This is a genomic window from Hydrogenophaga pseudoflava NBRC 102511 (genome assembly GCF_001592285.1).
GTDB classification, from domain to species: domain Bacteria; phylum Pseudomonadota; class Gammaproteobacteria; order Burkholderiales; family Burkholderiaceae_C; genus Hydrogenophaga; species Hydrogenophaga pseudoflava.
The window spans coordinates 91,377-116,265 of sequence record NZ_BCWQ01000014.1; the positions used below are offsets into that span (position 1 = coordinate 91,377).

Here is a 24,889-nt window from a genome sequence, read left to right on the forward strand (position 1 = left end):
ATCAGCCCTCGCGCAGTGCGGTCACCGCATCGCGCAGGTTCTGCGCCCAGGTGCGTCGGTCGCGGCCCTGGGCGCGCTGTGGTTCGCCGTAGTGCACCACCGCCACCACGTCGGTGGCGCGCAGTGTGTTCCACAGCGACTGCAGCAGCGTGGTATCGCCGATGAACAGCGGCGCGTCGTGACGCCGACCGTGCACCGGATCGACATAGCTCAGCCCCACCGGCAGCACCGGCGCTTCGGCCGCGATCGCGGCCTGGATCAGGTTGGCGTGGAAGGGCAGCAGGGTCTGGCCGTCGCCGGTCGTGCCCTCGGGAAACACCGCCAGGATGTCACCGCCGCGCAGATGTTCGGCCATCTTGTGCACCACGCGCATGGCGTCGCGCCGGCTCTCGCGTTCGATGTAGAGCGTGCCCGCGCCGGTCACCAGCGCACCGATCACCGGCCAGGCCTTGACGTCGGCCTTGGACACGAAGTGCGACGGCCGCGCCGCGTTCATCACCAGAATGTCGAGCCAAGAAATGTGGTTGGCCACCACCAGCAGGGGGCCGTGCACCGGCGGCGTGCCGCGCACCTGCAGCGTGACGCCCAGGATGCCCAGCATCTGGCGGGTCCACTCGCGCACCAGCAGGTCGGTCGCCTCGGGCGTCAGCTTTCCGAATTCGCTGCGGATGGTCCACAGGCCGCGCAGCACATGGCCCAGGGCGCGCAGGATGCGCCACCCCGCAGCCAGGGCCGAGCGCCGCCGGCCGCTCACGCCGCGGCCCGCGCCGCCTCGTAGGCCACCTGGCCGGCCACCAGCGTGGCGCGCACACGCACCGGCATCTCGTGGCCCTCGAACGGCGTGTGCTTGCCCTGGCTGCGCAGGGCGGCCGGCTCCACCGCCCAGCTGGCGTTGGGGTCGAACAGGCAGAGGTCGGCCGCGCCGCCCACGCTGATCTGCCCCACGCTGTGCTGCAGCGTGCCCAGTGCGCCCCCCAGCACCGCCTGCGGGCCGCTGGTGAGCACGGCCAGCGCCTGCATCAGGCCCAGGCCATCCTGCTGCGCCCATTTGGCCGCCAGGCCCAGCAGCAGCTCCACCGCGGTGGCACCGGGCTCGGCCTCGGCGAAGGGCAGCACCTTGGCGTCGGCGTCCACCGGGTTGTGGTCGGACACCAGGGCGTCGATGGTGCCGTCGGCCAGGCCGGCGCGCAGCGCTTCGCGGTCGCGCTGCTGGCGCAGCGGCGGCTGCAGGCGGGCGCGGCTGTCGTAGAAGCCGATGTCCACGTCGGTCAGGTGCAGGTTGTGCACACTCACGTCGCAGCTGACCGGCAGGCCCTCGGCCTTGGCCTGGCGCACCAGGGCCAGGCCAGCGGCGCTGCTGATGCGGCACAGGTGCACGTGCACGCCCTTCTCGCCCGCCGCCTTGGCCGCGCCGTGCACACCGCGCAGCAGCTCGAACAGGGTGTGCAGCGCGATGGTTTCGGCCGCGGCCGGCACGCCGGCCAGGCCCATGCGCGTGGCCAGCGGGCCGCTCGCGGCCACGCCCTTGCCGAGCCAGAAGTCCTGTGGGCGCAGCCACACGGTGTAGCCGAAGGTGGCGGCGTACTGCAGCGCGCGCTGCAGCACCTGCGCGTTCACGATGGGCACCTCGGCCTGGCCGAAGCCGATGCAGCCGGACTCGGTGAGCTCGGCCATCTCGGTCAGCACCTCGCCCTGGAGGCCTCGCGTGAGCGCGCCCAGCGGGAACACGCGCGACTGGTGCAGCTTCTCGGCGCGGAACTTGAGCATATCCACCAGGCCCGGTTCGTCGAGCACCGGGTCGGTGTCGGGCGGGCAGACCAGCGACGTGACACCGCCGGCCACGGCCGCGGCCATTTCGCTCTCCAGCATGCCGGCATGCTCCTGGCCGGGCTCGCGCAGGCGCACAGCCAGATCAACCAGGCCAGGCGCGACCACCAGACCCGAGGCGTCGATGGTGCGGTTGGCATGGAAGTCGGGCGCGATTTTGCCGATGGCGATGATGCGGCCCGCCGCAATCGCGATGTCGGCCAGCTCGTCGCGGCCGCTGGCCGGGTCCATGACGCGGCCGTTCTGGATCAGGATCTTCATGGTGTGCCTATCGGTGCGGAGATCGGTGCCCCGGCGGAAGAGGACGTGGACAGGATGTGCCGCAGCGCATCGACCAGGGCCTCGCACTCGGCCTGGGTGCCGATGGTGATGCGCAGGTGGTTGTCGATGCGGGGCTGCTTGAAGTGGCGCACGAGGATGCGGCGCTCGCGCAGGGCGCTGAACAGGTCGGCCGCGCGCGCGCTGGTGTGGCGCACGAACAGGAAGTTGGCGCTCGACGGCAGGCAGTCGAAACCCAGGCCGTCGAACTGCTGTTCCAGCCACTGGCGGCTGGCGGCAATGCGCGCCGACAGCGCCTGCAGGTGCCCGTCGTCCTCGATGGCGGCTTGTGCACCGGCCAGCGCCAGCCGGTCCAGCGGGTAGGAGTTGAAGCTGTCCTTGACCACGTGCAGCGCCTCGATCAGCGAGGTGTGGCCCATGGCAAAACCGACGCGCAGCCCGGCCAGAGCGGCCGACTTCGACAGCGTGCGCACCACCAGCAGCTGCGGGAAACGATTGATCAGCGCCACGGCGCTCTCCGCGCCGAAGTCCACATAGGCTTCGTCGATGACCACCACCGAGCCCGGGTTGCTTTCGAGCAGCTGGGTCAGTTCGGACAGAGAGAGAGCGATGCCCGTCGGGGCGTTCGGGTTGGGCAGCACGATGCCGCCGTTGCCGCGCCGGTAGTCGGCCACGCGCACGCGGAAGGCATCGTCCAGAGGGATCGGCTGCGGCTCGATGCCGTAGAGCGCGCAGTACACCGGGTAGAACGAGTAGCTGACGTCCGGGAACAGCACAGGCCGGCCGTGGCGCAGCAGGGCGCAGAACGCGTGGGCCAGCACCTCGTCGGAGCCGTTGCCGACGAACACCTGCTCGGGCGTCAGCCCGAAACGCTTCGCGATGGTCTGACGCAGCGACAACGCGGTCGGGTCGGGGTAGAGGCGCAGGCGTTCGTCAGCTGCATCACGCACCGCGTCGAGCACGCGCGGCGACGGCGAGTACGGGCACTCGTTGGTGTTGAGCTTGATCCAGCCCGCGCCCTGCGGCTGTTCGCCGGGCACGTAGGCGTGCAGCCCGCGCACCGCGGGGCTCCAGAGCGCACGCGCAGCAGCCTCTTTCCTAGAGCTCATGCCTCGTTCCCGGCCACGATACCCAGCACGGCCATGCGGACGGCGATGCCGAAGGTCACCTGCGGCAGGATCACGCTCTGCGGTCCGTCGACCACGGCGGACTCGATCTCGACGCCGCGGTTGATCGGCCCCGGGTGCATGACGATGGCGTCCGGCTTGGCCCAGCGCAGGCGCTCGGTGGTCAGACCGAAGCTCTTGAAGTACTCCTGGCTCGATGGCAGCAGGGCGCCGCTCATGCGCTCGTTCTGCAACCGCAGGGTGATCACCACGTCGCAGTCCTTGATGCCTTCTTCCAGCGTGTGGCAAACCCGCACACCCAGATGCGAGAGGTCGCTGGGCACCAGGGTGCGCGGGCCGACCACGCGCACGTCGGGGCAGCCCAGCGTGGTGAGCGCGTGGATGTCTGAGCGCGCCACGCGCGAGTGCAGCACGTCGCCGACGATGGCCACCGAGAGCTTGGTGAAGTCCTTCTTGTAGTGCCGGATGGTGTACATGTCCAGCAGGCCCTGCGTGGGGTGCGCGTGGCGGCCGTCGCCGGCATTGACGACGTGCACGTGCGGGGCCACATGCTGGGCGATGAGATAGGGCGCTCCCGATTCGCTGTGGCGCACCACGAAGATGTCGGCCGCCATGGCCGACAGGTTGGCGATGGTGTCCAGCAGCGACTCGCCCTTGGCGGTGGAGCTGCGCGCGATGTCCAGCGTGTAGACGTCGGCCGACAGGCGCGTGGCCGCGATGTCGAAGGTGGTACGGGTGCGGGTGCTGTTCTCGAAGAACAGGTTGAACACGCTCTTGCCGCGCAGCAGCGGCACCTTCTTGACCTCGCGGTCGCTCACGCTCACGAAGCTCGACGCAGTGTCGAGGATGTGCGTGAGGATGTCGCGCGGGAGGCCTTCGGTGGAGAGCAGGTGGATCAGCTCGCCGTTCTTGTTCAGCTGGGGGTTGCGTGGCACGTCAGTTTTCCTTGGTTTCCAGCACGAATCGGAAGCGCCCCTCGCTGTCGCGCGCCAGCTCCAGCAACTGGTTGGCGGGCAGGGTCAGGGTGGCGGCGCAGACATTGGCCTGGATGGGCAGCTCGCGACCGCCGCGGTCGACCAGCACCGCCAGTTGCACGCTCGCGGGGCGGCCGTAGTCGAACAGCTCGTTGATCACCGCGCGCAGGGTGCGGCCGGTGTAGAGCACGTCGTCGATCAGCACCACGTTCGCACCGTCCACTTCATAGGGCAGCACGGTCTGAGCCGAGATCGACAGGCCGCGCTGCGCGAAGTCGTCGCGGTGCATGGACGAGGAGATCACACCGGCGTCGCCGGGCAGGCCCAAGTCGCGCTGCAGGCGCTCGGCCAGCCAGGCACCGCCCGAGGTGATGCCGGCCAGCACCACCGGTTGCGGGGTGGCGGCAATCAGCGCCTGGACGCCTTCGCGAAGTTCAGCATAGAGCAGCTCGGCGTCGAGCTGGATGTTTTGGATCACGGCAGGCTCCTCAGAAACTGTTCCAGGATGATGCAGGCGCTGGCCGCATCGGCGTCCTTGGCCCCAAGTGCGTGGGCCTCGGTGGTCGAGTAGCGTTCGTCGACCTCGTACACCGGCAGGCCGTGGCGGCCGCGCAGCCGGCGTGCGAACTTCTGTGCGCGCAAGGTGTTCTCGTGGGGGGCGCCGTCGGGGTGGAACGGCACGCCGACGACGAGGGCGTCGGGCTGCCACTCCTTGATGCGCTCGGCGAGCTTCGCGAAGCGCGCGTCGCCTTCGGCGGCGATGGTGGCCTGCGGCGTGGCTGTGCGGGTCAGGCGGTTGCCGCTGGCCACACCGGTGCGCTTGAGTCCGAAGTCAAAGGCCAGAAAGGTCTGGCAGGCGGCCGGCACGTCCATGGCGTCAGGCGTGTCCGGCATCGGGGGACAGCATCCAGGGCGCCAGACCCAGCAGGCCCATCGCCTTCTCATAGCGTTGCGACACCGGCGTGTCGAAAATCAGCGCTGGGTCGGCGGCCACCGTGAGCCAGCTGTTTTCGGTGATCTCGGATTCGAGCTGTCCCTCTCCCCAGGACGCGTAGCCCAGCGAGACAAACACCTTGCGTGGACCCGCGCCCGAGGCGATGGCTTCGAGCACATCGCGCGAGGTCGTCATCTCCAGCCCGCCGGGAATGGACAGCGTGGAGGCGTAGACCGACTCGCCTTCACCCGCGTCGATGGCTTCGTGAAGCACGAAACCGCGCTCGGTCTGCACGGGACCGCCCTGGAACACGGGCTGATCGCGCAGATCGTCGCGCCCCAGCACCAGGTCGACCTTGGCGAACAGTCCGGGCAGCAGGATGTCGGAAGGCTTGTTGATCACGAGTCCGAGCGCGCCGCGCTCGCTGTGTTCGCACATGAACACCACGCTGCGGCCGAACAGCTCGTCGTTCAGCCCGGGCATTGCAATCAGGAAGTGATTGGTGAGATTGATCGGGGCAGAATCCGCAGTCATGGCGCAATTTTAAGCGGCGGCCCGTGCCCGCCCCGCCGTCACCGAGCAGCCCCCGATGACACGCTACGACAGAGGACTGATGTGGTTCCGGCGCGACCTGCGGGTGCAGGACAACGCCGCCCTGCACCACGCGCTCAAACACTGCCGCCAGGTCTGGTGCGTGTTCGTGTTCGACACGGAGATCCTCGACCCGCTGCCGCGCGCCGACCGGCGGGTGGAGTTCATCCACGCCAGCGTGCTCGAACTCGATGCCGGGCTGCGCGCCCTGGGCGCCCGGCACGGCCGCGAGCGCACCGGCCTCATCGTGCGGCACGCGGCCGCGCGCGAAGACATCCCGCGGCTGGCCCGGCAGCTGCATGTGCAAGCGGTGTTCACCAACCACGACGACGAGCCCGCAGCCCTGGCCCGCGATGCCCAGGTGCTGGGCGCGCTGGCACACGCCGGCGTCATGCTGCACAGCCACAAGGACCATGTGATCTTCGAACGCCGCGAGGTGCTGACCCAGGCCGGCCAGCCGTTCGGCGTGTTCACGCCCTACAAGAACGCCTGGCTGCGCAAGATCGAGCCCTTCTTTCTCAAGGCCTATCCCGTCGACAAGTACGCACCGGCCCTCGCTCCACTGCCCGATGCGATGGATGGGCCGCTGCCCCGGATGTCTGATCTGGACTTCGAGACCACCAACCTGTCGAAGCTGCCCATGCCCACCGGCGCCAGCGGTGCACAGACCCTGCTGGCGGATTTCATGGACCGCATCGAACGCTACGACACGGCGCGCGACTTTCCGGCGGTCAAGGGCCCCAGCTACCTGAGCGTGCACCTGCGCTTCGGTACGGTGTCGGTGCGCCAGCTGGCTTCGCTGGCCTGGCAGATGCATCTGCAGGGCATGAAGGGTGCCAGCACCTGGCTGTCGGAGCTGATCTGGCGCGACTTCTACCACCAGATCCTGGCCAACTTTCCACACGTGGTCGGCAACGCATTCCGACCCGAGTACGACAAGGTGCGCTTCGAACATGGCAAGCACGCCCAGACCCTGTTCGCGGCCTGGTGCGAGGGCCGCACCGGCTACCCGCTGGTGGACGCGGCCATGGCCCAGATCAACCAGACCGGCTACATGCACAACCGGCTGCGCATGGTGGTGGCCAGCTTCCTGGTGAAGGACCTGGGCATCGACTGGCGCTGGGGCGAGCGCTACTTCGCCGAGAAGCTGATCGACTTCGACCTGGCCGCCAACAACGGCGGCTGGCAGTGGGCGGCCTCGACCGGCTGCGACGCCCAGCCCTGGTTCCGCATCTTCAACCCGGTGACGCAGAGCGAGAAGTTCGACCCCCAGGGCAAGTTCATCCGCCGCTACCTGCCGCAGCTGGCGGGGTTGTCCGACGCGGCGATCCACGCCCCCTGGAAGGCGCCCGAACTGGAACTGGTGGCGGCGGATGTGCGCTTGGGCCAGAACTACCCGAACCCGATCGTCGACCACGCCATCGCCCGCGAGCGCACGCTGGAGCGCTACGCAGTGGTCAAGCGCTGCCCCTGATCACCAGGCGACCAGTGGTCAGGCGTTGGCTGAGGCCTGCGCGTAGTTCGCCACCAGGGCCAGCAGCTCGTCTTCCGAGTAGGGCTTGCCCAGGTAGTGGTCCACGCCCAGCTCGCGGGCGTGCTCGCGGTGCTTCTCCGCGATGCGCGACGTGATCATGATCACCGGCAGGTCGGACAGGCGCGGATCGTTGCGGATGTTGCGCACCAGGTCGAAACCGTCCATGCGCGGCATCTCGATGTCCGACAGCACCACGGTCGGGCGCTCCTGCTGCAGGCGCTCCAGTGCCTGCAGGCCATCGGCCGCCAGCGTCACGCGGTAGCCTTCGCGCTGCAGCAGGCGCTGCGTCACGCGGCGCACCGTGATCGAGTCGTCGACCACCAGCACCAGCGGCACGGCACTGACCGCCGCCTCGACCGGCAGCTCGGGAGCGCCTTCGGACGACGCCGCGTCGCGGTGCAGCCGGCCCTCGATCCAGGGTTGCACCTGGTCACCGTACACCGTGGCCAGCGCCACCGGGTTGTAGATCAGCGCCACAGCGCCAGACGCCAGAACCGACATGCCGGCCAGACCGGGCAGGCGCGAGAGCTGCGGACCGAGGTTCTTCACCACGACTTCCTGGTTGCCCAGCACCTCGTCCACGTGCATCGCCACGCGCTGCGCCGCACTTCGGAAGATCACCACCGGCAGCGTGCGGGTCTGTGTTTCCTGCGATTGCGGTGTCGACTGGAGCAGAGCCCCTGCCCAGTAGAACGGCACCTCCTCGCCGCCGACCATGAGCGTCTTTCTGGCGTACGCCTGCGCCAGCTCGTCGGCGCTGACACGGCGAACCAGTTCGACCTGCGTCGACGGCACACCGACCGTCAGTTCACCCGCACGCAGCATCACCACCTGCGTGACGGCGGTGGTCAGCGGCAGCACCAGCTTGAAGCTGCTGCCCTGCCCCGCGTGGGTGTGGGTCTCGATGCGGCCACCGAGCGCCACCACGTCGTTGCGGACCACGTCCATGCCAACACCGCGCCCCGCCAGCGAGGACACCTCGGCAGCCGTGCTCAGGCCAGGGGTGTAGATCAGCTGCGCAGCTTCGTCGTCGGACAACACCGCGTCGGCGGGCACCAGCCCCTGGGCCAGGGCTTTTTCGCGCAGACGCGCCAGATCGATGCCCGCGCCGTCGTCCTCGAACGTCACCGAGACGTCGTTGAGCTCCTGCGCCAGCCGGATCTCGATGTGACCCTCGGCGGGCTTGCCCTTTTCAAGCCGGCGCTCGGGCGATTCGATGCCATGCACGACGCTGTTGCGCAGCAGGTGTTCGAACGCCGCCGTCATCCGGTCCAGCACGCCGCGGTCCATTTCAATGTGACCGGCCGTGATGTCCAGCCGCACCTGCTTGCCCGTCTCCTTCGAGGCCTGGCGCACCACGCGGTACAGGCGCTCGGAAATGCCTTCGAACTCCACCATGCGGGTGCGCAGCAGGTCGCGTTGCAACTCGCGGGTCTGGCGCCCCTGCGCGACCAGCCCGTCCTCGGTCGCTTCGACCGCACGCTGCAGATTGCGCTGCACCGTGGCCACGTCGTTGACCGACTCGGCCATCATGCGGGTCAGTTCCTGTACGCGCGTGAAACGGTCGAATTCCAGCGGGTCGAACGCGAGTTCGGCATCGCGCGCCTGCGCCAGGCGCGACTGCATCTGCGTTTCGGCCTGCAGTTCGATGTCGCGCAGCTGATGGCGCAAACGGTCGAGGTTGCCCGTCAGGTCCTTGAGCGAGCCGCGCAGGGTCACCAGCTGGGACTCCATGCGCGAGCGGGTGATCATGACCTCACCGGTCTGGTTCATCAGGCGGTCCAGCAACTCCGGACGGACCCGGACGGCGGCTCCTGCACGTTGTGGCACCGGCACCGGCGCCTGCTGAAGAGACAGGCCACTCAGTCCGGCACCCTGAGGCACCGCCACCGAAGCAGCGGCTTCCGACGAGACCACAGCCTCCCCGGAACCCACCACAACCTCGTCCTCGACCGTGATCGACAGTGGTGGCTCGGCGGCTTGCTCCGGCGCGGTCTGCACCACGCCATGAGAGGCGGGATCGGTGCTGCGGAGCAGGTCGAAGCGGGCGCACAGGGCGTCGTAGGCGGACTGCAGGGGCTCCAGCTCCCCGGTCTGCGGGGTGTCGGTGCCCAGGCGTTCAACCGAGGTTTCCATCCGGTGCGCCATTTCGCCCAGACGCAACGCGCCTGCGAGCCGGGCGCTGCCTTTGAGCGTGTGCAGGTTGCGAAGCACCTCGGCGCGTGCACTGCCGTTGTCCGGTCGCGCGATCCACTGGCGCAGGGCACCACCCAGCAGGGGCAGCAACTCCTGTGCTTCGTCGGAGAAGATCGGGAACAGGTCCACATCGATCGTGTCCATCGCATCGATGTCGTCGTCGATGTCCTGGACAGGCCCCCTGGGTTCGTCCATTTCTGACAAGGGCGACAGCGTCGTGTCGTCGTCCGCCAGTACAAGCGACTCGGCGTCGAGGACCTCGGGTGCCACGTGCAGCGGCTCTTCGTCCACCACCACGACAGGCTCCACGCTGTCGACCGGCGTCCCGGTGTCGATGGACGACGCATCCCATTGCGTGTTCAGTTCGTTGTCCAGCGATGGCTCATCGGTCGTGGGCTCGCTGACTGCGTCCGACTCGGTTGGCGTGGGCAGGTGCAGCAACGCCTCCAGACCCGCCAGCAGCTCGGGATTGGGTTCCTTGTAGAAACCCGCCGCAAACTGGTGCAGCAGGCGGCGGATGTCCTCGGCGGCGGCCACGAAAAGCTGTGCCTGCGCATCGGTCGCCGGCTGGCCCGCGCGCTGGTGCGAACCGACCAGCGCCAATGCGTGCTCCAACGCCCGTGCAATATCCGACAGGGGCTGGAAGCCCACCGTCGCTGAGCTTCCTGCCAGCGAATGTGCCAGCGCCTCGGCCTGCTCGGGCAGACGTTCGTGCTGCTCCAGCGACCACTCGGACAGCGCCACACCCAGCCGACGCGACCATTCATCCGCCTCGTTGAGATAGACGTTGTAGAGACGGATGCCGATGCGCAGCGGTCCGATGGCGCGGGTCTGCTCGTCGAGCATCTCGTCCGTCACGGCACCGGAAGGCACGGCGATGTCTGCGGCTTCCTCACCCACGTCGACGTCCGGTGCCTCATCGTCCTCAGCAGGTCCCGAGGCGCTCATGGGCTCTTCCACCAGCACCGGCTCTGGCGTCGGCATCGCCACTGCGTCGAGCTCAATCACCTGCACGCTGTCGGGCTCGGCCGGATTGAACAGCGCAGCAGGCATGGAATCCTGCAAGTCCTGCGCCTGTGGAAGCTCCGCCTCCAGATCGAGAGAGATCTCGTCGAAGATGGATGGATTCTCGTCTGCGGGGTCCACCTGCGCGGGAGATTCCGCATCCTCACCACCCGCTCCGGACTCGACCGGATCAACGAGCGATGCATGCTCCGACGGCACAGGCTCGGGAAGATCAAGCTCCATCACCAGGGCGTCGCCAGACTCCTGTGCGCCCACGCCCAGGTCCACCGCAGGCGCGTCATCCGTTTCGACCTCGATCGACACCACCGGTTCTTCGGCCGCCGGCTCGGTCAGTTCAACAACCTCGACAGCTTCCACCGCCGACTCTGGCAGGGTACCCTCCAGCGGCAGGTGTTCCCGCCGATCGCGCCAAGCCTGGGCGCTGTTGCGGAAGGGCTGGGCCTTCCAGTGCGCGTCCTGGTTCTGGTCGATGTCCTCCACCCAGCGGCCCAGCTCGGTCATGGCTTCCTGCGCCAGCGACAGCAGCGCCGGCTCGGCGGGCCGCTGCTCGGCCAACACCGAGTTGAGAACCTGTTCCATCGCCCAGGCGGCTTCGCCAAACTCACCCAGCCCCACCATCCGGGAGCTGCCCTTGAGGGTGTGGAACGCACGGCGCAGAATCGTGAGCTGCTCCAGCTGACCGGGTTCGTGGCGCAGCGCCTTGAGCGCGGCCAGTCCGTTGCCCACCACTTCACGACCTTCCTCCAGGAAGATGTCGCGCAGATCGTCTTCGCCATCGTCATCGGGCGGCGTGCTGACCGGGGCCACCTGCGCCACAGGCACCGCCGGGACGCCCGACTGGGCCAATCCCACCAGTGCCTGGGCACCGGCCACGGCGTCGCTGCCGACCACGGCCTGGGCTGCCTCGCGCGCGGCGCGTGCCACACCTTCCTGTTCGGCCAGCGATGCCTGGTCGGCGAGAGAATCGAGCTGTTCGCTCAGTTCGGCCAAGTCCACATTGTTCTGGGCGCCTTCGACCACGCGCTGGACGTCCTGGCTCAGCGTTTCAGCTGCGTGCTGCGAAGGAAGGGACACCGGCACTTCCGGAGCCATCCGCCCCATGAGCGGCCGGAGCTCGCCCGCCTGGTCGTCGAACACGAACAGCTTCTTCGCCAGCGCTGGCTGGTAGTTGAGCATGTCCACGAGGAAACTCAGGGCGCTGAGGTTGTTGCCCAGCTGCTGGAAGGTTCCGGCCTCTCGGGCCATGTCCTCGTCGATTTCGGTGTCCAGGATTTGCTCGACCGTCGCGCGCATGCGGGAGACGGTCTGCACCGCCTGTTCAAGGCCCAGCACAGAGAGCACGCCGCGCATCTGCACCAGCTGGGACACTGCCACGTGCAGCCCCGCCTTTTCCTTCGGCGCCCGGAAGAACTGGTCCAGCGACTTCTCCGCCTCGCCCAGCGCCACCTTCAGTTCGCCGACCACGCTGCCCAGCGTCTGGCGATCGCTAACGCGGCGGTAGAGCTGCTCCATCCACGGTTCGAGGGGCTGGGCAGACTCGCCCGCCAGCACCCTCTCCAGACGCTCGGCCAGCAACTGGGTGCGGTCGGTCAGTGTTGCATCGTTGGGATCAAAATCGTCGAACGCCGCTTCCAGGTACAGGGTGGTGGTCGCGACCTCCATTGACAACTCGGGCTTGACGTTCCCGGGTGAGCGCGCCACGTGCTCGGCCGCCTTGACGAGCGAGCGGGCCAGTCCGGTGCTGGCCGGATGCAGCTTGAGCAGCGACTCGCCGATCAGGGTGTACTGGTCGAGCACCGACCGCGCACGACTTAGGTCGCCACCCGCCAGCAGCGACCACGACTCCTTGCCCGCATTGATCCGCTTGCGGGCCTGCACCAGCAACGCGGGGTCGAAACGCCCCAACGTGGCCTGGCTGTAGTCCACCGGCGCGGCATCGCTGAGACCGAACGCCGCGCGCACCGCTTCGAGATGAGGCGCCGGTGTGCCCGGCACAGGACGCGCCTGGGCACAGAAGAACAGGAGGTCGTGCAACAGCGTCTCGGACACATCGGCGCGCGCACCACCTTGCACCAGACCGGCCAGCTGCAGCAGGATGCGGGAGGCCGCCCTCTTTGCATAGACATCTGGCACGAGAAGGTTCTGCGACAAACCCTCGAAATAGGCCGCGGCTGTTCGCCAGAACGTGACCGCACGGGGTTGCTGCGCACCAGCGGCCAGGCTGGCACACATGCGCGAGAGTTGCGTCGAGGCAGCACGGCTGTTGGTCTTGACCACCAGCAGCACGAGCCGATCGAACAGCGAGCGCACCTGTGGATCCACCTTCATCGGCGGCACCCCGGCAGGCGCTGGCGCCTCCACCCCCCGCCGGTCAAACGACCACAGGTCGGCCGGATGGACGCGCTCGGCACCCGCCAGCTCCTGCACCTCGCGGTACTGGCTGAACAGCGCCACCGGCGGCACCGGCTTGCCGTTCAGCACCGCCTCGAGGTACTCGATCAGGGCGAAGCTCGCGCGCTCGACCTTGCCCGCCGCCTCATCGGTGCAACTGAGCGGGCGCTGCACGAACCGCTGGACTGCCGCCTCCATGCCCCGCAGCACCTGCGCCGGGGCCGCGAGACCGACCACCTCGAGCGCACCCACCGCCTGGTGAAGCTGCTGCCGGGCCACACGCAAGGCCCCGGGGTCGACCGCTTCCAGGTCGCTGTGGCGCGCCTGCTCGGACTCCCGGATGAACCGCCGGATGGCCTTGTTGGCACCCTCCAGCGACTTGCGCAACTCCTCAAACACCCAGGCCAGCGGCCCCAGGTCGTTGAGAGGCGTATCGGTCGGGGCGTGGTCTTGGGTATCGAGCATGTTGGGTCAGGCCTGACGGCCGATCAGGCGATCTTGAATCGGGCCACCGACTGCCTCAGTTCCTCGGCCATGGAGGACAGCTCACGCACCTGCGCGGCGGTCGAACGCGTACCTTCACCGGTCTGCTCGGTCACCGCGAAAATGTGCTGGATGTTGCCGGCCACTTCGTTGGCAGACTCGGCTTCGCGTAGCGTGGCGCTGGAGATCTGCTCGATCAGCTCGGCCAGACGGCGCGACACGCGGTCGATCTCGGACAGGGCGGTACCGGCGTTGTCGGACAGCTTGGCCCCTTCCACCACACCCTGCGTGGAGCGCTCCATGGCGGCCACCGCGTCCTGCGTGTCGGTCTGAATCGCCTTCACCAGCGCAGCAATCTGGCGTGTGGCATCTGCGGAGCGTTCGGCCAGGCGCTGCACTTCTTCCGCCACCACCGAGAAGCCGCGACCGGCTTCACCGGCGGACGCGGCCTGGATGGCGGCGTTCAGGGCCAGCACGTTGGTCTGTTCGGTAATGTCGGAAATCAGCTCGGTGATTTCACCAATCTCCTGCGACGACTCGCCCAGCCGCTTGATGCGCTTGGAGGTTTCCTGGATCTGGTCGCGGATGGCGTTCATACCACCGATGGCGTCCTGCACAGCCTGCAGACCGGACTCTGCGGCTTGCAGAGACGAGCGGGCCACACGAGCCGATTCCTGCGCTTGTCCGGAGACGTCGTTGATGCGCTGCGCCATGTCTAGCACCGACTGGCCGGTTTCGCGGATTTCGCGCAGCTGTTCCGTGGACGCGGCCAGCAGTTCGGTCGAGGTGCTCTCCACCGCCGACGTCGTCTGGGCCACCCGTGTTGCAGTGGCTTGCACGTTGCCCACCAGCGATCGCAGTTCTTCCACCGTGTAGTTCACCGAGTCGGCAATGGCACCGGTGATGTCTTCCGTCACCGTGGCTTCCTGCGTTAGATCGCCTTCGGCCACCGTCTGCAGTTCGTTCATCAGCCGCAGAATGGCGGCCTGGTTGGCATCATTGACGCGCTTGGCGTCCTGCTGTTGCGCTTCGGCCGCCACACGCTGGCTTTCTGCGATCAGCTGACGCTGGCGGCTTTCGAGCAACTGGACATACGCCAGCGCCGCGCCACAGGCCAGCGCAAACAGCGCCGACGCCACCATGGCGAACAGCTCACCCCCGCCCAGACCGGAGGCGGCAGACAGCTGGCTCTGAAGGCTCTCGAGACCCGTCCGCAACGGCTCGCTGTCGCCGATCACGCCGGCCTGCGCCTCGCGGGCCGCCACCAGACCTTGCAGGTTGCCCAGAATGGCACCAGCGTCGGTGCGGGTTTGCTCGTACAGCTTCAGCAGGGCTTCCAGCCGCTCGCGGATCTGAGGATCGGTGGTGGACTTCAGGCGCAGCTCGGCGCTGCCGTTGAGCAGGCCTTCAGCGATTTCCTTGAAGGTGTTCAGGTCCTTGCCCAGCAGGAACACGGCCTCGGGGCTCACGCCTTCCATGGTCAGGAACTCGTTCGCCGATTTGCCGATGCGCTGCGTCAGCATCACCAACTGGCCTGCCGCCGAGATCTCGGTCGGGGGAGCGCCAAGTTGCAGCTTCAGAGAAGAGACTGTTTCAGCGATTTCCAGGAGGTCGGACGACTGGCGGTTGATGGAGCGAAGCGCGTCACCCACCTGGGTCAGGATCTTTTGCTGAGACAGCACCACGCCGGCATTGCGCTCGGCGGAATCCACCTTGGGCAGCAACTCGCCCAGCAACCCCTCAAACTCGGGGCCCAGAGGGCTCAGTCCCAGTGCATCATCACCCTGCTTGAAGCCACGCACGTTGCGAGACAGCACGTCGGCACTGTCCTTCACTTCAGCGAAGGCAGCCGGGTTGCCAATCAGGGCCTGGGACACACTCTTGGCCAGCCGCTGCGACTGCATCAGTGCCTGACCGCTGGCAGCCACTTGCTGACCCACTTTCTCGGTCTTGTTCAGCACGAAGAACACCACCGCCGTCAACAGCACCACCGCAAACAACAGCAAGGTGCCCAGGGTACGACGATGCTGCTCCGCGCTCCGCCGACCAAGCACCGGCAGGCTGAGCACCCCAAGCTCCAGGTCGGCTGGCTCCGGACCATCGGAGCTCAGGCGACTCTCCGCAAAATCTGCATCGTTGCGCGACTCATCTAGCCGCTCGGCAGCGATGCGGGCCACGTCCTGTTCGGCGAGGTCGCTCAGATCGGGATCGTCGGCCCCGTTCTTGCGGAACATCCCCTGGATTCGATCAAGCATGGCCATGAAACAACCTTCCAACAGAAAAGACGGGATCCATCGGGATCCGCTCACACGTTATTGATGACGACCTGCCACCCGTGCACCGCATGGCGATGCACATCAGGCCGCGATGGCGAGAAACTCCGGGTCATGGGACAGCGCCTGAAGGTTCAGCTCCTGCCACTCCTGACCATCCTTGTCGGTGAAACGGCGGGCGTACCAAGCGGGCGCCTGTGCATCCCGTTCCATCACAGACGCAAACATGGAGGGGTTGCGCAGCCCCAGCAGGCGGTCGATCCACAGAACGGCGTTCACACCCAGCGCGGAGTGCAGACTCACCAGTCGCGACTCTGATGTCACACGGTCAGACACCCTGGCGGCGGAAGCCGCTGCGAGCCGCCCGGACAGCAGAGCCAGATCGACCACGCCGTGCAGACCACCCCGAAGACTGGCCACCCCGGCGTACCACCGCTTGGTGTACGGCACTGTCTGCAGGCTGGTCCACGGAAAGATTTCGCCCGACTGAACCAGCGGTACCAGGAAACGCCCGCCGCCGGCCTCCAAAGCAAGCCAGGATGCCGAGGCCCCCTCGGTTCTGGCTGCGGTCAGGCGCTCCGCGAGGCGCACCTGAAGGTCTTTGAGGGATTGACGGTTGGCCATGCGTTCAGTCGTTCGCCCGGTTGCCGCGTCAACCGAGAGCCCGGATCTTGGAGATCAGTTCTTCTGCGTTGACTGGCTTGGTCACGTAGTCGCGTGCACCCTGGCGCATTCCCCAGACGCGGTCCGTCTCTTGGTTCTTGCTGGTGCACATGATGATGGGAATATCAGAGTATTGGGGGTCGCGGGTGATGGCCCGCGTCAGCTGAAATCCATTCTGACCGGGCATCACCACGTCCATCAGAATCAGTTCCGGCTTTTCCTCCCCGAGCCGACGAAAGGCCTCTTCCGCATTCTCAGCGGTTCGCACCTTGTAGCCATTTTTCACCAATAGATCGGACAGAACCATGAGCTCGGTCTTGGAATCGTCCACAACGAGAATCTTCTGAATCGGCATCATGCGGCTCCGGTGAGGTGGGCGCCAAACTGCTGCACGGCCTGCAGCAGCTGGTCTTTGGTAAACGGTTTGGTGAGGTATTCCTGCGAGCCGACCATGCGGCCCCGCGCCTTGTCGAACACGCCATCTTTGGACGACAGCATCACGACCGGAATGTTGGCGAATCGGGCGTTGCGCTTGATGATCGCGCAGGTCTGGTACCCGTCCAGCCGCGGCATCAGGATGTCGCAGAACACGATGTCGGGCAGGTAGTCGTTGATTTTGGCCAGCGCATCAAAACCATCCTCTGCCAGCAGCACCTCGTGCCCGCCCTGCTTGAGAAAGATTTCTGCACTGCGACGGATGGTGTTGCTGTCGTCGACCACCAGAACTTTGAATGTGGGCGTCGGATTCACTGCTGGTCGCTCCTGTATGGTGTGGAGGGAGGGTGACGGGGTGCCAGCCTGCAGCATACGCCGAGGCGCAGGCTCGTCAGATCTGGACCATCTCGAAGTCTTCCTTGCGGGCGCCACACTCGGGGCATGTCCAGTTCATCGGAACATCCGCCCACGCGGTTCCCGGTGCGATACCGTGCTCGGGTGAGCCTGCGGCCTCGTCGTAAATCCACCCGCAGATCAGGCACATCCAAGTCTTGGTTTCGGTCATGTCAGCGAAGGCATTGTCATAGAATCCGGTCATTGTATCGAGCCACGGAGGGCCGCCGCTGAGCTCGCGCTGGTGGAAATCCCCAAGGCGCCAGATACCGATTTACGCGTAACACGCTGCGTTCACAATGCCCCAAAACCCCGCCCCTCCCCTGCCCGCCAACGCAGTGGAGCCTGGTGAAACTTCGCTGCCATGCGTCATGGTTTTCAACGCCAACGACCCCAGCGGAGCCGGTGGACTGGCGGCGGACATCACAGCCATGTCCAGCGCCTCTGCCCATGTGCTGGCGGTGGTGACGGGCTCCTACATCCGGGACACCTCCGAAATCCACGACCACATCGCTTTTGACGAAGAAGCCGTCGCCGACCAGGCCCGCTGTGCGCTCGAAGACATGCCGGTCAAGGCCTTCAAGGTCGGTTTCGTCGGCAACCCGGAAAATCTCAGCGCGATCGCCGGCATCACCACCGACTACGCCGATGTCCCGGTGGTCACCTACATGCCCGACCTCTCGTGGTGGGACGAACTCGCCATCGAGACCTATCTCGACGCCTGTGTCGAGCTGCTGCTGCCACAGACCACCGTGCTGGTCGGCAACCACAGCACCCTTTGCCGCTGGCTTCTGCCCGAGTGGGAGGGCGACCGTCCTCCCAACGCCCGCGAGGTGGCCCGGGCGGCGGCGGTGCATGGCGTGCCCTACACCCTGGTGACTGGCTTCAACGCCGCCGACCAGTACCTTGAGAGCCACCTGGCCAGCCCGGAGGCCGTGCTGGCCACCGCTCGCTACGAGCGCTTTGAGGCGACCTTCGGCGGCGCGGGCGACACGCTGTCCGCCGCGCTGTGCGCCCTGATCGCCGCCGGCGCCGACCTGCAATCGGCCTGCGCAGAGGCACTGACCTATCTGGACCAGTGTCTGGACGCCGGGTTCCAGCCCGGCATGGGTCATGCCGTTCCCGACCGGCTGTTCTGGGCGCACGAGGACGAGGGCGACGAGGCCCCCGAAGGCGCCGCCGGCGAAACGCCTTCGCCGGACAGCCAGCTGGACGCCGACGACTTTCCCCTGGACACCACCAAGCACTGAACCATCCATGAGCGACCGCAACCTTGATCTCTTCGAACGCGCCAAGCAGCTGATCCCCGGCGGCGTGAACTCCCCGGTGCGCGCCTTCCGCGCGGTCGGCGGCACGCCGCGCTTCGTGCAGCGCGCACAGGGCGCCTATTTCTGGGACGCCAACGGCCAGCGGTACATCGACTACATCGGCTCCTGGGGCCCGATGATCCTGGGCCATGGCCACCCTGCCGTGCTCGAAGCGGTGCAGAAGGCGGCCACAGAAGGTTTCTCCTTCGGCGCACCCACCGAGCGCGAAGTCGAACTGGCCGAAGAGATCGTCAAGCTGGTGCCCAGCCTTGAGATGGTGCGCCTGGTGAGCTCCGGCACCGAGGCCGGCATGAGCACCATCCGGCTGGCCCGCGGCGCCACCGGGCGCAAGACCATCATCAAGTTCGAAGGCTGCTACCACGGCCACGCCGACGCCCTGCTGGTCAAGGCCGGCTCGGGCCTGGCCACTTTCGGCAACCCCACCAGCGCCGGCGTGCCGCCCGAGGTGGTGCAGCACACCCTGGTGCTCGAATACAACAACGTGGCACAGATCGAGGCCGCGTTCGCCGAGCACGGCGCCGACATCGCCTGCGTGATCATCGAGCCGATCGCGGGCAACATGAACTTTGTGCGCGCCAGCGTGCCGTTCGTCAAGCGCATTCGCGAGCTGTGCACCCAGCACAGCGCACTGTTCGTGTTCGATGAGGTGATGACGGGCTTCCGCGTCGGTCTGGGCAGCGCGCAAGGCCACTACGCGTCGCTGATTCCCGGCTTTGAACCCGACATGACAGTGATGGGCAAGGTGATCGGTGGCGGCATGCCGCTGGCGGCCTTCGGTGGCAAACGCGCGGTAATGGAACACCTCGCTCCGCTGGGTGGTGTCTACCAGGCAGGCACGCTATCGGGCAACCCCGTGGCCACGGCCTGCGGTCTGGCCACGCTGAAAGAAATCCAGAAGCCCGGTTTCTTCGAAGCCCTGTCGGCCACCACCCGCTCGCTGGTGGATGGTCTGAAGGCCGCGGCTGATGCCGAAGGTGTTCCGTTCAGCGTGGACTGCCAGGGCGGCATGTTCGGCTTCTTCCTGATGCCCGAATTGCCGCAGAACTACGCCACCGTGATGAAGACCGAGGGCGCGAAGTTCAACGCCCTGTTCCACGGTCTGCTGGACCGGGGCGTGTACATCGCGCCCGCCCTGTACGAAGCAGGCTTTGTGAGCGCGGCGCACACCGCGGACGACATCGCGGCCACAGTCGCGGCGGCGCGCGAAGTGTTCGCCTCACTCCGGTAAATGGTCTCGCTGTTCCCCCGCGGTTGCGTCAGGGCGCGGGGGACTTGAGGCCGTCGGTGATCAGGGGCGAGAGGATCTGCGCCAGGTGCTCGTGCCCCTGGGGGTTGAGGTGGTCGTCGATGCGGTAGTAGTCCGAGCGCTTCAGCAGGGCCTGGCTGTCCAGCACCACCACGTCCAGACCGGGCGCATGCTGTGACAGGGCCGCTTCGAATGTGCTCTTGAAGCCGGGGTGGTTGAAGCCGTAGCCACTGGACTCGAACACGATGAGCTTCTTGCCTTCGAGCACTGGGCGGTAGCGCGCGACGATCTTGGCGAAGTTGTCCGCCTCCCAGGGCATGTTGCGCGCCAGGCTGCGCGCCTCGAACCGGGCCCGGCTCTTGTAGTCACCCTTGTAGATCGCATGCGCCAAGTCCAGCACCGGAGCGATGGGGCCGCGCGCTTTGTTGTCGTGGTAGCGGGCCTGCATGTGCAGCCAGCGCGAGTGGACCTGCCGCAGGAACTCCTCCCGCGTGCTCTCCACCGCCCGCTTGTTCTCGTCGGCGTCGTTGTTGCAGTACTGGAGGACCACCACCTTCGCTCCACCCGAATAGGCCTTGAGCGACTCCAGCTCGCGCAGGGTGGCGTAAGAGGAAATGCCGAGATTCTTGGTCCGGAGGTGGTAGCGGCTTCGGAGGACCTCCGGGAACGACTCGGCGTCCTTGACGCCGAAGCCCTGGGTGTGCGAGTCCCCGATCAGCACCACATCGGAAGGCGCCCTGGTGTCGGCGTTGCGAAAGCCCTCTTCGTCGAACGTCATCACCGTCTGGTATTCCAGATTGTTGAGGACGCATGGCCCGGGCTTGGCCTTGTAGCCGTACCCTTCGTCGGTCCACCGCATGCAGGGCGTTTCCAGGTTGCGCCACGACGCCAGGTACACATCCTGGACCAGGGACGTGCCCAGCACGAGGTACAGACCACCGCCCACAAGGGCCAGGAAGGGGCTCAGCAGCACGAGGTAGAACACCAGCCGCTTGCCAGCGGACAAGGTTTCAGTCGAGTTCGTAGGCATTGCGGTAGTCCCTCAACAGCGCAGGGTTCTGGTCTTCCTTGCGCATCACACAGTTGCCCACGGCCAGAAACTCGATGCCCGTGCCCATCAGGCAGTGAAAAGCGTCTTCGGGGGTGCAGACGATCGGCTCGCCCCGGACGTTGAACGAGGTGTTGACCAGCACCGGGCAGCCTGTCAGCTCCTTGAACCGTGAGATCAGGCGGTGGTAGCGCGGATTCGTGTCGGCGTGGACCGTCTGGATGCGCGCCGAGTAGTCAACGTGCGTGATGGCGGGAATCGACGAGCGCGGGACATTGAGCTTGTCGATGCCGAACAGCTTCTGCTGCTCTGCCGTCATGGGCGACTGCCGCTCCTTGGCCACGTCGGCCACCATCAGCATGTAGGGGCTGTCCACGTCGATGTCGAACCAGTCCTGCACATCTTCGCGCAGCACGCTGGGTGCGAATGGCCGGAAGGACTCCCGGTACTTGACCTTCAGGTTGAGCTGTTTCTGCACCGAGGGGGAGCGGGGGTCGGCCAGAATCGACCGGCCGCCCAGTGCCCGGGGACCAAACTCCATGCGGCCCTGGTGCCAGCCCACGGCGCAGCCGCGGGCCAGCGCGTCGGCGGTGGCGTCGATCAGGGCGTCGTCGTCCAGTGTGGTGAAGACCGCTCCGGCCCGGCGCAGGCGGGCCTCGATATCGTCCTGCGCGAAGGCCGGGCCCAGGTACGAGCCGCTCATGGTGTCGCCAGGTCCCACGGACCTGGGCTGGCCCAGCAGGATGTGGTGGGCGCCCAGCGCCGCGCCGATCGCGCCACCCGCATCGCCCGATGCGGGCTGCACCCAGATGTGGTCGAAGACCCGCTCGCGCAGCAGCTTGCCGTTGGCCACGCAGTTGAGCGCCACGCCGCCGGCCAGGCACAGGTTGCGCTGCCCGGTGCTCTTGCGAATGCCCTTCGCCAGCTTGATCACCACCTCTTCGGTGACCGCCTGGACCGAGGCCGCCAGGTCCATCTCGCGCTGAGTGAGCTGGGCCTCGGCCTTGCGTGCCGGCCCGCCAAACAGCTCGTCGAACCGGCTGTTGGTCATGGTCAGGCCGGTGCAGTAGTCGAAATAGGCCATGTTCAGCCGGAACGAGCCGTCTTCGCGCAGGTCGATCAGGTGTTCCTTGATCTTGTCGGCGAAGCGCGGCTCGCCATAGGGCGCCAGGCCCATGACCTTGTATTCGCCGGAGTTGACCTTGAAGCCCGTGTAGTGGGTGAAGGCCGAGTACAGCAGACCCAGGGAATGAGGAAAGTGGATCTCCCGGTGGATGTCCAGGCTGTTGCCCCGACCGATCGCCAGCGAGGTAGTGGTCCACTCACCCACGCCGTCCATCGTCAGCACCGCGGCCTCTTCAAACGGCGAAGGGAAAAACGCCGACGCCGCGTGGCTGTGGTGGTGTTCTGAAAACAGCAGCCTCGACGACCAGTCGACCCCCTGGTCCAACTGCTCCTGAAGCTCGCGCACCAGGACACTCTTCTGGAACAGCTTGTCCTTGATCCACACCGGCAGCGAGGTGGCAAAGCTCTGAAACCCGCGGGGCGCAAACGCCAGGTAGGTTTCCAGCAGGCGCTCGAACTTCAGGAAGGGTTTGTCGTAGAACACCACGTGGTCGATGTCCGCCGCCCCGAGCGAGGCTTCGGCCAGGCAGTACCGGATCGCCTGCAGCGGAAAGCCGGCGTCGTGCTTCTTGCGGGTGAACCGCTCTTCCTGGGCCGCTGCCACGATGCGTCCGTCCTGCACCAGACAGGCCGCCGAGTCGTGGTAGTAGGCGGAGATACCGATGATGTTCATCGTTCAGAACAGCGTGTAGATCAGGGGCGCGATGACCGAGGTCTCTGCGGCGATCAGCAGCAGGCCCAGCAGCACCACGATGACGATGATGGGCGCGAGCCACACTTTTTTGCGCGTGCGCAGGAACGCCCACAACTCCTTGACGATCTCCAGCATGTCCGACCTCAGAACTGATGTTTGAACGATTCGGGGCGGGGACCCGGCGGTTGCCGGTCCACCCAGTACGAGCGCGCGGAGGCGTCCAGACGCAGCTTCAGTGCGTCCCGCCCCCGCAGGCGCATCACCCATGCAACAGGGGTGATGAGAACGAAGAACATGAGGCCGAACACGAGCGGATTCACCACCCGGCCCATCAGTCTGCCCAGTCCCATCCAGGCCTTGCTGAGGGGAGTCAGCTTGCGCGGAGCCCACAGGGCCAGAGCCCCCATGCACAAGGCGCCGACCACCGCGGCCACGCTCCAGCCGATGACCGCGTGACGGGTCTGCGCAATCACGGCACCAGCCACACACACCGCCATGACCAGGAGGCCGAACGAGCGGTTGAACGAATCGGAAGGGGCGAAGGACGAAGCAGAGCGCATGGCAGGACTTGTGGGTCACGGGGCCGGGCCGGTCTGGCGCTCAACACCCCGTCACGACGGGTGCTGCGTTTGTATCTGCTGCGACTTATCTTGCTCTTAACAACGCAAAAGGGCTCCGAAGAGCCCTTTTGCGTTCAGTCGGGACCGCGCCTCAGTGGCGGAAGTGGCGCACCCCCGTGAACACCATCGCCACACCGCGCTCATTCGCCGCATCAATGACCTCCTGATCGCGCATCGAACCGCCCGGCTGAGCCACGCAGGTCGCGCCCGCGTCCACCACCACGTCCAGACCGTCGCGGAACGGGAAGAAGGCGTCGCTCGCGACGACCGTGCCTTGCAGGCTCAGCTTCGCAGCCTCTGCCTTGATGCTGGCGATGCGGGCGGAATCGAGGCGGCTCATCTGGCCCGCGCCCACGCCCATGGTCATGCCGTTCTTGCAGAACACGATGGCATTGGACTTCACGTACTTCGCCACCTTCCAGGCGAACAGCAGGTCCTGCAGCTCTTCGGACGTGGGCTGCTTGACTGTGACCACCTTGAGGTCGGCCAGCGCCAGCTCGTGGTTGTCCGCGGTCTGCAGCAGCAGGCCCGAACCCACGCGCTTGGCGTCCATGGCGTTGCGGCCCTGGTCCCAGGCGCTGGCGCCGCCCTTGGGCATGGCGATCTTCATCAGGCGCACATTGACCTTGGGCTTGAAGATCTCCAGCGCTTCGGCCGTGAAGTCGGGTGCCATCAGCACCTCGACGAACTGCTTGACCACAGCCTCGGCCGCGGCCTTGTCCACCGTGCGGTTGAAGGCGATGATGCCGCCGAAGGCGCTGGTCGGGTCGGTCTGGAAGGCCTTGGCGTAGGCCTCGTGCGCATCCTTGCCGACGGCCACGCCGCAGGGGTTGGCGTGCTTGACGATCACGCAGGCCGGTGCCTCGAAGCTCTTGACGCATTCCCAGGCGGCGTCGGCATCGGCGATGTTGTTGTAGGACAGTTCCTTGCCCTGCAATTGAACGCCGGTGACCAGCGAGCCGGGGGCCGGGTACAGGTCGCGGTACAGCGCGGCCTGCTGGTGGCTGTTCTCGCCGTAGCGCAGGTCCTGCACCTTGATGAACTGGCCGTTGGACTGGCCGGGGAACAGGTTGCGCGCCGGCACATAGCTTTCGGCCAGCTTCTCTTCTTCAAACGTCACCGACGACAGGTAGTCGCTGATGGCACCGTCGTACTGGGCGATGCGGTTGAAAGCCGCGACCGACAGCGCGAAGCGCAGCTTGTCGGAGAGCTTGCCAGCAGCCTTGAGTTCGGCGATCACGGCCTCGTACTGGCCGGCGTCGGTGACCACGCCCACGTCCTTCCAGTTCTTGGCGGCGCTGCGCACCATGGCCGGGCCGCCGATGTCGATGTTCTCGATCGCGTCGGCCAGGGTGCAGCCGGCCTTGGCCACGGTGGCCTCGAACGGGTAGAGGTTGACCACCAGCAGGTCGATGGTCTCGATGCCTTGCTCCTTCAGCGCGGCCATGTGCTCGGGCAGCTCACGCCGGGCCAGCAGGCCGCCGTGCACCTTGGGGTGCAGGGTCTTGACGCGGCCGTCCAGCATTTCGGGGAAGTTCGTGACCTCGGCCACTTCGGTGACGGGCAGGCCCTTGTCGGACAGCAGCTTGGCCGTGCCGCCGGTGGAGAGAAGGGTCACGCCGAGGCTGTGAAGGGCCTGGGCAAATTCGACGATGCCGGTCTTGTCGGAGACGGAGAGAAGTGCGCGCATGGGGTGGGGTCG

General features: G+C 66.7%; 21 protein-coding genes. 3 read left to right on the forward strand and 18 right to left on the reverse strand.

What is annotated here, in order from left to right; translation table 11 throughout:
* Position 1 precedes the first annotated feature (1 nt).
* From HPS01S_RS17085 to HPS01S_RS17115, 7 genes are read right to left on the reverse strand one after another with little or no spacing between them, the layout of a single operon-like run.
* Positions 2-754, reverse strand: coding sequence for a lysophospholipid acyltransferase family protein (locus HPS01S_RS17085; protein WP_066158699.1), 753 nt, complete (start codon positions 752-754; stop codon positions 2-4).
* Entirely contained in the window at positions 751-2,088 is a 1,338-nt protein-coding gene (locus HPS01S_RS17090; protein WP_066158702.1) for a dihydroorotase, read from the reverse strand. Before HPS01S_RS17090 ends, HPS01S_RS17085 begins: the two co-directional genes overlap by 4 nt.
* Complete coding sequence (hisC, locus tag HPS01S_RS17095) at positions 2,085-3,215, reverse strand: histidinol-phosphate transaminase (protein ID WP_066158709.1); 1,131 nt, start codon at positions 3,213-3,215, stop codon at positions 2,085-2,087. The genes HPS01S_RS17090 and hisC overlap by 4 nt, the downstream gene beginning before the upstream one ends.
* Positions 3,212-4,168, reverse strand: coding sequence for an aspartate carbamoyltransferase catalytic subunit (locus HPS01S_RS17100; RefSeq protein ID WP_066158712.1), 957 nt, complete (start codon positions 4,166-4,168; stop codon positions 3,212-3,214). The genes hisC and HPS01S_RS17100 overlap by 4 nt, the downstream gene beginning before the upstream one ends.
* A gap of 1 nt (position 4,169) precedes the next feature.
* Positions 4,170-4,682: a bifunctional pyr operon transcriptional regulator/uracil phosphoribosyltransferase PyrR gene (gene pyrR / locus HPS01S_RS17105; protein WP_066158878.1), complete on the reverse strand. Its 513-nt coding sequence runs from the start codon at positions 4,680-4,682 to the stop codon at positions 4,170-4,172.
* The gene (ruvX, locus tag HPS01S_RS17110; RefSeq protein WP_066158714.1) at positions 4,682-5,101 is read right to left on the reverse strand and encodes a Holliday junction resolvase RuvX; all 420 of its coding nucleotides are present in this window, start codon (positions 5,099-5,101) and stop codon (positions 4,682-4,684) included. Before ruvX ends, pyrR begins: the two co-directional genes overlap by 1 nt.
* On the reverse strand, positions 5,085-5,675 hold the full coding sequence (locus HPS01S_RS17115; RefSeq protein ID WP_066158717.1) for a YqgE/AlgH family protein: 591 nt from the start codon (positions 5,673-5,675) through the stop codon (positions 5,085-5,087). Before HPS01S_RS17115 ends, ruvX begins: the two co-directional genes overlap by 17 nt.
* A gap of 55 nt (positions 5,676-5,730) precedes the next feature.
* On the opposite strand from HPS01S_RS17115, the gene HPS01S_RS17120 reads away from it, so the two are divergent.
* Positions 5,731-7,206, forward strand: a complete 1,476-nt coding sequence (locus HPS01S_RS17120; protein WP_066158720.1) for a cryptochrome/photolyase family protein — start codon at positions 5,731-5,733, stop codon at positions 7,204-7,206.
* A gap of 18 nt (positions 7,207-7,224) precedes the next feature.
* Here HPS01S_RS17120 and HPS01S_RS17125 read toward each other — a convergent pair whose 3' ends face one another.
* From HPS01S_RS17125 to HPS01S_RS17150, 6 genes are all read right to left on the reverse strand, one after another.
* Positions 7,225-13,344 (reverse strand): hybrid sensor histidine kinase/response regulator, encoded by a 6,120-nt coding sequence (locus tag HPS01S_RS17125; protein WP_066158722.1) that lies wholly within the window; start codon positions 13,342-13,344, stop codon positions 7,225-7,227.
* Positions 13,345-13,367: 23 nt separating this feature from the next.
* Complete coding sequence (locus HPS01S_RS17130) at positions 13,368-15,623, reverse strand: methyl-accepting chemotaxis protein (protein ID WP_066158725.1); 2,256 nt, start codon at positions 15,621-15,623, stop codon at positions 13,368-13,370.
* Between the two features lie 96 nt (positions 15,624-15,719).
* Complete coding sequence (locus HPS01S_RS17135) at positions 15,720-16,259, reverse strand: chemotaxis protein CheW (protein WP_066158728.1); 540 nt, start codon at positions 16,257-16,259, stop codon at positions 15,720-15,722.
* Positions 16,260-16,287: 28 nt separating this feature from the next.
* A complete protein-coding gene (locus tag HPS01S_RS17140) occupies positions 16,288-16,653 on the reverse strand; it encodes a response regulator (RefSeq protein WP_066158730.1) in 366 nt (121 codons plus the stop codon).
* A complete protein-coding gene (locus tag HPS01S_RS17145; protein ID WP_371836602.1) occupies positions 16,653-17,105 on the reverse strand; it encodes a response regulator in 453 nt (150 codons plus the stop codon). The genes HPS01S_RS17140 and HPS01S_RS17145 overlap by 1 nt, the downstream gene beginning before the upstream one ends.
* 19 nt (positions 17,106-17,124) lie before the next feature.
* On the reverse strand, positions 17,125-17,298 hold the full coding sequence (locus tag HPS01S_RS17150; RefSeq protein ID WP_066158881.1) for a rubredoxin: 174 nt from the start codon (positions 17,296-17,298) through the stop codon (positions 17,125-17,127).
* A gap of 127 nt (positions 17,299-17,425) precedes the next feature.
* Here HPS01S_RS17150 and thiD point away from each other — a divergent pair, with 127 nt between their 5' ends.
* Together thiD and hemL are read left to right on the forward strand one after the other, a co-directional pair.
* Positions 17,426-18,376 (forward strand): bifunctional hydroxymethylpyrimidine kinase/phosphomethylpyrimidine kinase, encoded by a 951-nt coding sequence (gene thiD / locus HPS01S_RS17155; protein ID WP_066158735.1) that lies wholly within the window; start codon positions 17,426-17,428, stop codon positions 18,374-18,376.
* 7 nt (positions 18,377-18,383) lie between these two features.
* Positions 18,384-19,682 carry a glutamate-1-semialdehyde 2,1-aminomutase gene (gene hemL, locus HPS01S_RS17160; protein ID WP_066158738.1) on the forward strand — a complete coding sequence of 433 codons (1,299 nt, stop codon included), beginning with the start codon at positions 18,384-18,386 and terminating at the stop codon, positions 19,680-19,682.
* A gap of 28 nt (positions 19,683-19,710) precedes the next feature.
* Here hemL and HPS01S_RS17165 read toward each other — a convergent pair whose 3' ends face one another.
* The 5 genes from HPS01S_RS17165 to purH form a co-directional block, all read right to left on the reverse strand.
* Complete coding sequence (locus tag HPS01S_RS17165; RefSeq protein WP_066158741.1) at positions 19,711-20,706, reverse strand: SGNH/GDSL hydrolase family protein; 996 nt, start codon at positions 20,704-20,706, stop codon at positions 19,711-19,713.
* A 4-nt stretch (positions 20,707-20,710) separates the two neighbouring features.
* Positions 20,711-22,546 carry a carbamoyltransferase family protein gene (locus tag HPS01S_RS17170; RefSeq protein ID WP_066158744.1) on the reverse strand — a complete coding sequence of 612 codons (1,836 nt, stop codon included), beginning with the start codon at positions 22,544-22,546 and terminating at the stop codon, positions 20,711-20,713.
* A 3-nt stretch (positions 22,547-22,549) separates the two neighbouring features.
* Complete coding sequence (locus HPS01S_RS21985; RefSeq protein WP_165961648.1) at positions 22,550-22,702, reverse strand: DUF5989 family protein; 153 nt, start codon at positions 22,700-22,702, stop codon at positions 22,550-22,552.
* Between the two features lie 8 nt (positions 22,703-22,710).
* The gene (locus HPS01S_RS17175; protein ID WP_133155864.1) at positions 22,711-23,127 is read right to left on the reverse strand and encodes an SxtJ family membrane protein; all 417 of its coding nucleotides are present in this window, start codon (positions 23,125-23,127) and stop codon (positions 22,711-22,713) included.
* A 151-nt stretch (positions 23,128-23,278) separates the two neighbouring features.
* On the reverse strand, positions 23,279-24,877 hold the full coding sequence (purH, locus tag HPS01S_RS17180) for a bifunctional phosphoribosylaminoimidazolecarboxamide formyltransferase/IMP cyclohydrolase (RefSeq protein WP_066158747.1): 1,599 nt from the start codon (positions 24,875-24,877) through the stop codon (positions 23,279-23,281).
* Positions 24,878-24,889: the final 12 nt, after the last annotated feature.